This is a genomic window from Burkholderia sp. Se-20378 (assembly GCF_017104665.1).
GTDB classification, from domain to species: Bacteria; Pseudomonadota; Gammaproteobacteria; order Burkholderiales; family Burkholderiaceae; genus Burkholderia; species Burkholderia lata.
In genome coordinates this window covers 20,618-28,525 of the sequence record NZ_JAAGPG010000052.1, presented here as the reverse complement: position 1 = coordinate 28,525, position 7,908 = coordinate 20,618, and the positions used below count along the sequence as shown (strand labels likewise).

The following is a 7,908-nucleotide window of genomic DNA, read 5'->3' as shown; positions in this document are numbered from 1 at the left end:
GCACCGTGCAGCGCGCGCTCGACGCGCTCGCCGAAGCCGACAAGGTCCAGGCGCTCGGCCGCGGCCGCGCGCGCCGCTGGATGACGCCGCCGCTGCCCGGTTTCGCGACGACCTTGTTACTCCCTGCCCCGCTGCCGGGCGATTAGGATGACCTCACCGAACGACGAGGTGACGAACATGAAACGCTCCAGTGCAGACATCCTTCGCGAATACGGCCCGTTTCCGGGCGTCGACGGCGTACACGGCGTCACGTACGACGGGCAGTACGTGTGGTACGCGTCCGGCGACAAGCTGAATGCGCTCGACCCGGAACGCGGCACGACCGTGCGCTCGCTCGACGTCGCCGCGCATGCGGGCACGGCGTTCGACGGCCGCCACCTGTACCAGATCGTCGAGGACCGCATCGAGAAGATCGATCCCGAATCGGGCCGCGTGCTCGCGACGATCCCCGCCCCCGGCAACGGCGGCGATTCGGGACTGGCGTGGGCCGAAGGCGCGCTGTGGGTCGGCCAGTACCGCGAACGCAAGATTCATCAGGTCGATCCGCAATCGGGCGCCGTGCTGCGCACGATCGAATCGAACCGCTTCGTCACCGGCGTGACGTGGGTCGACGGCGAGCTGTGGCACGGTACCTGGGAAGCCGACCAGGCCGACTTGCGGCACATCGATCCGCGTACGGGCCAGGTGCTCGAGCAGATCGACATGCCGGCCGGCGTCGGCGTATCGGGGCTCGAATCCGACGGCCACGACCGCTTCTACTGCGGTGGCGGCAACAGCGGCACGCTGCGCACCGTGCGTCGGCCCGCGCGGGCGTCGGGCAACAACGCGGGAGCAGCGCCCGATTCGGCTGACGAATGATCCGCCGGCTGCCTTGATCGCGCCCGGGCGCAGCACGCCTGCGCCCCGCCCTGCGTCGAGTGCAGGAATGAACAAGACGACGCCGCGACCGCATCGCTAAGATGCGGGCTCGTCAGTCATGTGTTCGGAGCGGTCGATGCAGCGCGGTGTGGTCTATGGTGTTCTGGCAGGTGCCCTGTGGGGCATGGTGTTTCTCGTTCCGCGGCTGCTGACCGACTTCTCGCCGCTACTACTGAGCGCCGGCCGCTACGCGATGTACGGCCTCGTGTCGTTGGCAGCCGCACTGCCGGCCGCCCGCTCGCTGCTCGCGCGGCTGACCCGCGAGGATCTCGTCGCGCTGGTCAGGCTCGCCGTCGTCGGCAACGTCGCGTACTACATGCTGCTGTCCGGCGCCGTGCACCTGATCGGCATCGCGCCCAGTTCGCTGATCGTCGGCGTGCTGCCCGTCACGGTCACGCTCGCAGGCCTCGGCGACCACGGCGCCGTGCCGCTGCGGCGGCTCGCGGCCCCGCTCGCGCTGGTGATCGCGGGCATCGTCTGCATCAACGTCGACCTGTTCACGTCCGAAGCCGCGCATGCGACGACGCTCGGCCAGAAGCTCGCCGGCATCGCCTGTGCGGCGGGCGCACTCGCGAGCTGGACCTGGTATGCGGTCGCGAACGCGCGCTATCTGCAGCGCCATCATCATTTCGGCGGCAACGAGTGGTCGGTGCTGTGGGGTGTCGTGACGGGCCTGATCGGCGGGCTCGTCTGGATCGCGATCCTCGCGCTGCCGGCCGGCACCGTGCAGGCAGCGGTCCCGGCGTCGCGCTGGCAGCTGTTCTGGCTGCTGAACCTCGTGCTCGCGATCGGCGCATCGTGGCTCGGCAACGGGCTGTGGAATGCCGCGTCGAAGCGGCTGCCGCTCACGCTGTCGGGCCAGCTGATCGTGTTCGAAACCGTATTCGCGATGCTTTACGCATTCGTGTACGACCAGCGGATGCCGCATGCGCTCGAGATCGCCGCGCTGGTGCTGCTGCTCGCGGGCGTCTACGGATCGGTACGGCAACACGGCGACACGCCCGCCGGCGGCGATCCGTCGGGAAGCGCGCCGGTAAACGCGAACGCCGCGGCCCACTGAGCGCCACGGCGTTTGATCAGACGAATCGGGGTGAAAGAAGCTGATCGGCCCGCGTCAGCGCGCGTCCTTGTGCATCCACTTGCGGCCCTCGATGGAGCCGTCGCGGCGCGACTTGTCGACGCGCCGCTGGCGCGCGAGCTTCGGATCGACGATCAACGGGCGGTAGATCTCGACACGGTCGTGGTCGGCGAGCGGTGCGTCGAGCGGCGCAAGCTTGCCATACACGCCCGTCTTCGCGTTCGCGAGATCGATTTCCGGGTGCAGCGCGAGTACGCCGCTCGCATCGATCGCCGAACGAACGGTCGCCCCTTCGGGCAGCGACAGCGGAATCAGCGTCTGACGATCCGGCAGCGCGTAGCAGACTTCGATCGACAACATCGCGTCACCCCTTCCCGTAGCGCTGGTCGGCGCGCTTCACGAACGAATCGACGAACGTGTTCGCGATGTGGCTGAACACGGGCCCGATGATCTTCTCGAGCAGGATGCTCGAGAACTCGTAGTGCAGCGCGAATTCGATCTTGCAGGCATCGGCACGTAGTGCCGTGAAGCGCCACGTGCCCGTGAACTTCTTGAACGGGCCGTCCGTGAACTCCATGTCGATCCGCGTCGGGCGCTGCTGCGTGTTGCGCGTCGCGAAATGCTGCTTGATGCCTTTGAAGTTGATGTCGATGCGCGCTTCCATCCCGCTCTCGTCCTGACGGCGAATCTCGACGCCGCCGCACCAGGGCAGGAAATTGGGGTAGTCGGCCACGTCGGTAACGAGGTCGAACATCTGTTCCGCCGAATGACGGATCAATACGGTTTTCTGGACATCTGCCATAAATCGCGCGGCATCGCTTAAGGTGAGAACGCAAGCCGGGCGATTCCCGCCCCGCTTTGCTAAAATCGTGATTTTAAACGAGTTGGCCCGATCCTTTCATGAGCATCATCGACAACAGGAAAGCGCACTTCGATTATCACATCGAGGAACGCTACGAGGCGGGGCTCGTGCTCGAGGGCTGGGAAGTCAAGGCGCTGCGCGCCGGGCGCGGCCAGATCCGGGAAGGTTACGTCGTGATCAAGCACGCCGAGATCTTCCTGATCGGCACCCATATCAGCCCGCTGCCCGAAGCTTCGACCCACATCACGCCCGACCCGGTTCGCACGCGCAAGCTGCTGCTGCACCGCGACGAAATCAAGAAACTGATCGGCAAGGTCGAGCAGCGTGGCTACACGCTCGTGCCGCTGAACTTCCACTACAAGGGCGGTCGCGTGAAGTGCGACATCGCGCTCGCGAAGGGCAAGAAGCTGCACGACAAGCGCGAAACCGAGAAGAAGCGCGACTGGGAACGCGAAAAGGCACGCATCATGCGCGCCGGCACCTGACCTGCGCGACACGCATCACAAACGACACGGCCCGCTCGAAGCGGGCCGTGTTGCTTGGGCGATGTGAATCTTGCATGCCGGCTGCCCGGCAGTGGCCGGATCGGCACGCTGCGCACCAATCCGCCCGTTTCGACTGAAGAAAGGTACCGATGACGCCGCCACGCGGGTATCACCCGCGCCCCGGCTGCGCGACGATTCGCCGCACGCCGATCGCACGCGGCGGCTGCCTGCGCACCGCGCAGGTCCGGTTCAGGCCTTCCCGCCCGAAGCCGCCCCCGCGCTCTTGACGATCGTCAGTGCCGACGAGATCGCGGTGCCGAGATCCGACAGGTTCGCCGGCACGATCAGTGTGTTGCCCTGCTTCGCGAGATTCGAGAATGCGCTGACATACTGCTCGGCAACCTTCAGGTTCACCGCGTCCATCCCGCCCTGCGATTGCATTGCGTTCGCGATCTTCTGGATCGCTTGCGCGTTCGCTTCAGCCACCGCCAGAATCGCGGCGGCTTCGCCCTGCGCCTGGTTGATCGCGGCTTGCCGCTCGCCTTCGGATTTCTGGATCGCCGCTTCGCGCGCGCCCGACGCGAGGTTGATCTGCTCCTGCTTGCGGCCTTCCGAGGCGGCGATCAGCGCGCGCTTTTCACGCTCCGCGGTGATCTGCGCCTGCATCGCGTGCAGGATTTCCTTCGGCGGCGTCAGGTCCTTGATCTCGTAGCGCAGGACCTTCACCCCCCAGTTCGCCGCCGCCTGATCGAGCGCCGACACGATGTTGTGGTTGATGAAGTCGCGCTCCTCGAACGTCTTGTCGAGTTCGAGCTTGCCGACCACCGAGCGCAACGTCGTTTGCGCGAGCTGCGTGATCGCGAGCACGAAGTTGCTCGACCCGTACGACGCCTTCATCGGATCGGTCACCTGGAAATACAGCACGCCATCGACCTGCAGCTGCGTGTTGTCGCGCGTGATACAGACCTGGCTCGGTACGTCGAGCGGGATTTCCTTCAGCATGTGCCGGTATGCGATGCGATCGACGAACGGCAGCACGATGTTCAGGCCAGGCGACAGCGTCGCGTGATAGCGCCCGAAGCGTTCAAGCACCCATGCATGCTGCTGCGGCACGATCTTCACCGTCTTCGACACGATCACGATCGCGATGACGAGCAGGACAACCCAGATGATCAGCGAATCCATGAAGTATTCCCTCCTTGTTGTATCCGCGGACGATCAGCCCGCGGGTTTCGCCACGACCACGAGACAATTGCCGCGCACGGCACTCACCTGATACACGTGCACATCGTCGCGCTCGCCGTTCTCGAGCTCGACGTCCCAGTCGGCGCCGCGATACTGCACGCGCGCGCGGCCGTCACGCCACGCGTCGACCGTGACGGTCGCGCCGATATCGAGATTGACGTCGGGATTCGTCGATGTGTCGCGCTTCTGCTTGCGGCCGAGCCCCGACCGCCGCAACACGACCATCGCGACGATCGCGACCGCCGCCGCCGCACCGAACTGCACATGCGGCGCGAAGCCGGCCAGTTGCAGCAGCCCGCCGGCGAGAAAGCCGAGCGCGATCATCAACAGGTAGAACGTGCCCGTCAGCAACTCGGCCACGACCAGCACGCCCACCGCGACCCACCAGAACAGATGCCCCGACATCATTGTGGTCTCCAGAAAAACATCCCCCGCGCTCACTAGCGTTGCAAGCAACCAGAATACGCGTTGAAGCGCGACTCTGGAACGATATGCTCGCTGCCCCGACGAGGTGGCAGGCACGCTTGAGGCGGCCCGACGAGTACCCACAAACAAAAACACCCCGGTGCTTACCGGGGTGTTTATAGCATGAACCTTGCATTTTGCCTTCAACGGAAGCACGGTGCCACCGCGCTTCCGTCAAAGTGCGTTACCGACCGTTACTTCCGGTTGGCGAGCGCCTGCCACGTTTCGATGATCGTGTCGGGGTTCAGCGAGATCGACACGATGCCTTCGTCCGTCAGCCATTGCGCGAAGTCCGGGTGATCGGACGGGCCCTGGCCGCAGATACCGACGTACTTGCCCATCTTGCGGCAGGTATCGATCGCGCGCTTCAGCAGGAACTTGACGGCCGGGTCGCGTTCGTCGAAGTCGACAGCCAGCAGTTCCATGCCCGAGTCGCGGTCGAGGCCGAGCGTGAGCTGCGTAAGGTCGTTCGAGCCGATCGAGAAACCGTCGAAGAACTGCAGGAAGTCTTCGGCGAGAATCGCGTTGGTCGGGACTTCACACATCATCACGAGGCGCAGGCCGTTTTCGCCGCGCTTCAGGCCGAACTTCTCGAGCAGGCCGACGACGCGCTCCGCCTGCTTCACGGTACGCACGAACGGCACCATGATCTCGACGTTGGTCAGGCCCATCTCGTCGCGCACGCGCTTCAGTGCGCGGCACTCCATCTCGAACGCCTGCGCGAAGTCTTCAGCGATGTAACGCGACGCGCCGCGGAAGCCCAGCATCGGGTTTTCCTCGTCCGGCTCGTAACGCGAACCGCCGATCAGCTTCTTGTACTCGTTCGACTTGAAGTCGGACAGGCGCACGATCACGGGCTTCGGATAGAACGCCGCCGCGATCGTCGCGACACCTTCCGTCAGCTTGTCGACGTAGAACTGACGCGGCGATGCGTGACCGCGCGCGACGCTCTCGACGGCCTTCTTCAGGTCCTGGTCGATGTTCGGGTACTCGAGGATCGCCTTCGGGTGAACGCCGATGTTGTTGTTGATGATGAACTCGAGACGCGCGAGACCCACGCCGCCGTTCGGCAGTTGCGAGAAGTCGAACGCGAGCTGCGGGTTGCCGACGTTCATCATGATCTTGACCGGGATTTCCGGCAGTTCGCCGCGCTGCACTTCCGTGACTTCCGTCTCGAGCAGGCCGTCGTAGATCTTGCCTTCGTCGCCTTCCGCGCACGACACGGTGACGAGCGCGCCGTCCTTCAGGATGTCGGTTGCATCGCCGCAGCCGACGACTGCCGGCACGCCGAGCTCACGCGCGATGATTGCCGCGTGGCAGGTGCGGCCGCCACGGTTCGTGACGATCGCGGCTGCACGCTTCATCACCGGCTCCCAGTTCGGGTCGGTCATGTCGGCCACCAGCACGTCGCCCGGCTGCACGCGTTCCATTTCCGACGGATCCTGGATCACGCGCACGGGGCCCGCGCCGATCTTCTGGCCGATCGCACGACCCGTCGCGAGCACCTGCGACTGGCCCTTCAGCTTGAAGCGCTGCTCGGCCTTGCCGGTCGCCTGGCTCTTCACGGTTTCCGGGCGTGCCTGCAGGATGAAGATCTTGCCGTCGCGGCCGTCCTTGCCCCACTCGATGTCCATCGGACGCTGGTAGTGCTTCTCGATGATGACCGCGTACTTCGCCAGCTCGATCACGTCTTCGTCGGTGATCGAGTAGCGGTTGCGCTGTTCGTGCGGCACGTCGACCGTCTTCACGCGGCCCGGCTCGCCCGGCTGCGTGAATTCCATCTTGATCAGCTTCGAGCCGATCGAGCGGCGGATGATCGGGTACTTGTCCTGTGCGAGCGTCGTCTTGAACACGTAGAACTCGTCCGGGTTCACGGCGCCCTGCACGACGGTTTCGCCCAGGCCGTAGCTCGACGTGATGAACACGGCGTCCTTGAAGCCCGATTCGGTATCGATCGTGAACATCACGCCGGCCGCGCCGACGTCCGAGCGGACCATGCGCTGAACGCCGGCCGACAGCGCGACTTCCGCGTGCGTGAAGCCCTTGTGCACGCGATACGAGATCGCGCGGTCGTTGTACAGCGACGCGAACACGTGCTTCATGCGGTCGAGCACGTCTTCGATGCCGACGACGTTCAGGTACGACTCCTGCTGGCCGGCGAACGATGCGTCGGGCAGATCTTCCGCGGTGGCGGACGAACGCACGGCGAACGACAGCTCGCCCGGCGAGCTGTTCTTCAGGATTTCGAACTGCTCACGGATTTCCTGCGCGAGACGTGCCTGCATCGGCGCATCGACGATCCACTTGCGGATTTCGGCACCGGCTTCGGCGAGCGCCTTCACGTCGTCGATGTCGAGCGACTCGAGACGCTTGGCGATGCGGTCGGTAAGGTCGTTGTGCTTGAGGAAATCGCGGAACGCGAGCGCGGTCGTGGCGAAACCGGTGGGTACGCGAACGCCTGCTTCGGAAAGCTGGCTGATCATTTCGCCAAGCGACGCATTCTTGCCGCCGACGATCTCCACATCGGTCATCCGCAACTGCTCGAACGGAATTACATACGCCTGGTCCTTTGCGACGTTTGCTGCGTTAGTCATACAAGCCCCTAAGTGTGAAAAAAATGCTCGATTGCGCAAGTGGGCTTGGACGCGGGCGCTTGCAAAAAGGCGCGGCGCGTCTTGCGCAACCTGTTGGAGAAACAATCGCAGCGGCGGATAATCTTCCGACCCGATTTGCAAAAATCCCGGCAGAAGGGCGATATTTGCAGACAAATCGCCAAACTTGCCGGGAATTTTGGAATCGAGCGGCGAAGCCTGGGGCGCCGTTCGCGCCCTGCCCCCGCAATTGCTTATCCAACA

General features: G+C 64.6%; 8 protein-coding genes and 1 pseudogene. 4 read left to right on the top strand and 5 right to left on the bottom strand.

Going from position 1 to position 7,908, the window contains the following annotated elements:
• The 3 genes and pseudogenes from G3N93_RS09280 to G3N93_RS09270 form a co-directional block, all read left to right on the top strand.
• Positions 1 to 146 (top strand): annotated as a pseudogene (locus tag G3N93_RS09280) (helix-turn-helix domain-containing protein); the annotation flags it as partial.
• 31 nt (positions 147 to 177) lie between these two features.
• Positions 178 to 858, top strand: a complete 681-nt coding sequence (locus tag G3N93_RS09275) for a DUF5074 domain-containing protein (protein WP_011352437.1) — start codon at positions 178 to 180, stop codon at positions 856 to 858.
• 136 nt (positions 859 to 994) lie between these two features.
• The gene (locus tag G3N93_RS09270) at positions 995 to 1,978 is read left to right on the top strand and encodes a DMT family transporter (protein ID WP_206132843.1); all 984 of its coding nucleotides are present in this window, start codon (positions 995 to 997) and stop codon (positions 1,976 to 1,978) included.
• 54 nt (positions 1,979 to 2,032) lie between these two features.
• Here the strand turns inward: G3N93_RS09270 and G3N93_RS09265 are convergent, their stop codons facing one another.
• Together G3N93_RS09265 and G3N93_RS09260 are read right to left on the bottom strand one after the other, a co-directional pair.
• Positions 2,033 to 2,356 carry an RnfH family protein gene (locus G3N93_RS09265; RefSeq protein WP_039342764.1) on the bottom strand — a complete coding sequence of 108 codons (324 nt, stop codon included), beginning with the start codon at positions 2,354 to 2,356 and terminating at the stop codon, positions 2,033 to 2,035.
• 4 nt (positions 2,357 to 2,360) lie between these two features.
• Positions 2,361 to 2,798 (bottom strand): type II toxin-antitoxin system RatA family toxin, encoded by a 438-nt coding sequence (locus G3N93_RS09260; protein WP_114177364.1) that lies wholly within the window; start codon positions 2,796 to 2,798, stop codon positions 2,361 to 2,363.
• A 98-nt stretch (positions 2,799 to 2,896) separates the two neighbouring features.
• Here G3N93_RS09260 and smpB point away from each other — a divergent pair, with 98 nt between their 5' ends.
• Positions 2,897 to 3,343, top strand: a complete 447-nt coding sequence (gene smpB, locus G3N93_RS09255; protein ID WP_174941338.1) for an SsrA-binding protein SmpB — start codon at positions 2,897 to 2,899, stop codon at positions 3,341 to 3,343.
• A gap of 249 nt (positions 3,344 to 3,592) precedes the next feature.
• Here the strand turns inward: smpB and G3N93_RS09250 are convergent, their stop codons facing one another.
• The 3 genes from G3N93_RS09250 to ppsA form a co-directional block, all read right to left on the bottom strand.
• Positions 3,593 to 4,528, bottom strand: coding sequence for an SPFH domain-containing protein (locus G3N93_RS09250; RefSeq protein ID WP_174930983.1), 936 nt, complete (start codon positions 4,526 to 4,528; stop codon positions 3,593 to 3,595).
• A gap of 33 nt (positions 4,529 to 4,561) precedes the next feature.
• On the bottom strand, positions 4,562 to 4,996 hold the full coding sequence (locus G3N93_RS09245) for an NfeD family protein (RefSeq protein WP_174953356.1): 435 nt from the start codon (positions 4,994 to 4,996) through the stop codon (positions 4,562 to 4,564).
• A 251-nt stretch (positions 4,997 to 5,247) separates the two neighbouring features.
• Complete coding sequence (ppsA, locus tag G3N93_RS09240; protein ID WP_174941342.1) at positions 5,248 to 7,647, bottom strand: phosphoenolpyruvate synthase; 2,400 nt, start codon at positions 7,645 to 7,647, stop codon at positions 5,248 to 5,250.
• Between the last annotated feature and the right edge of the window lie 261 nt (positions 7,648 to 7,908).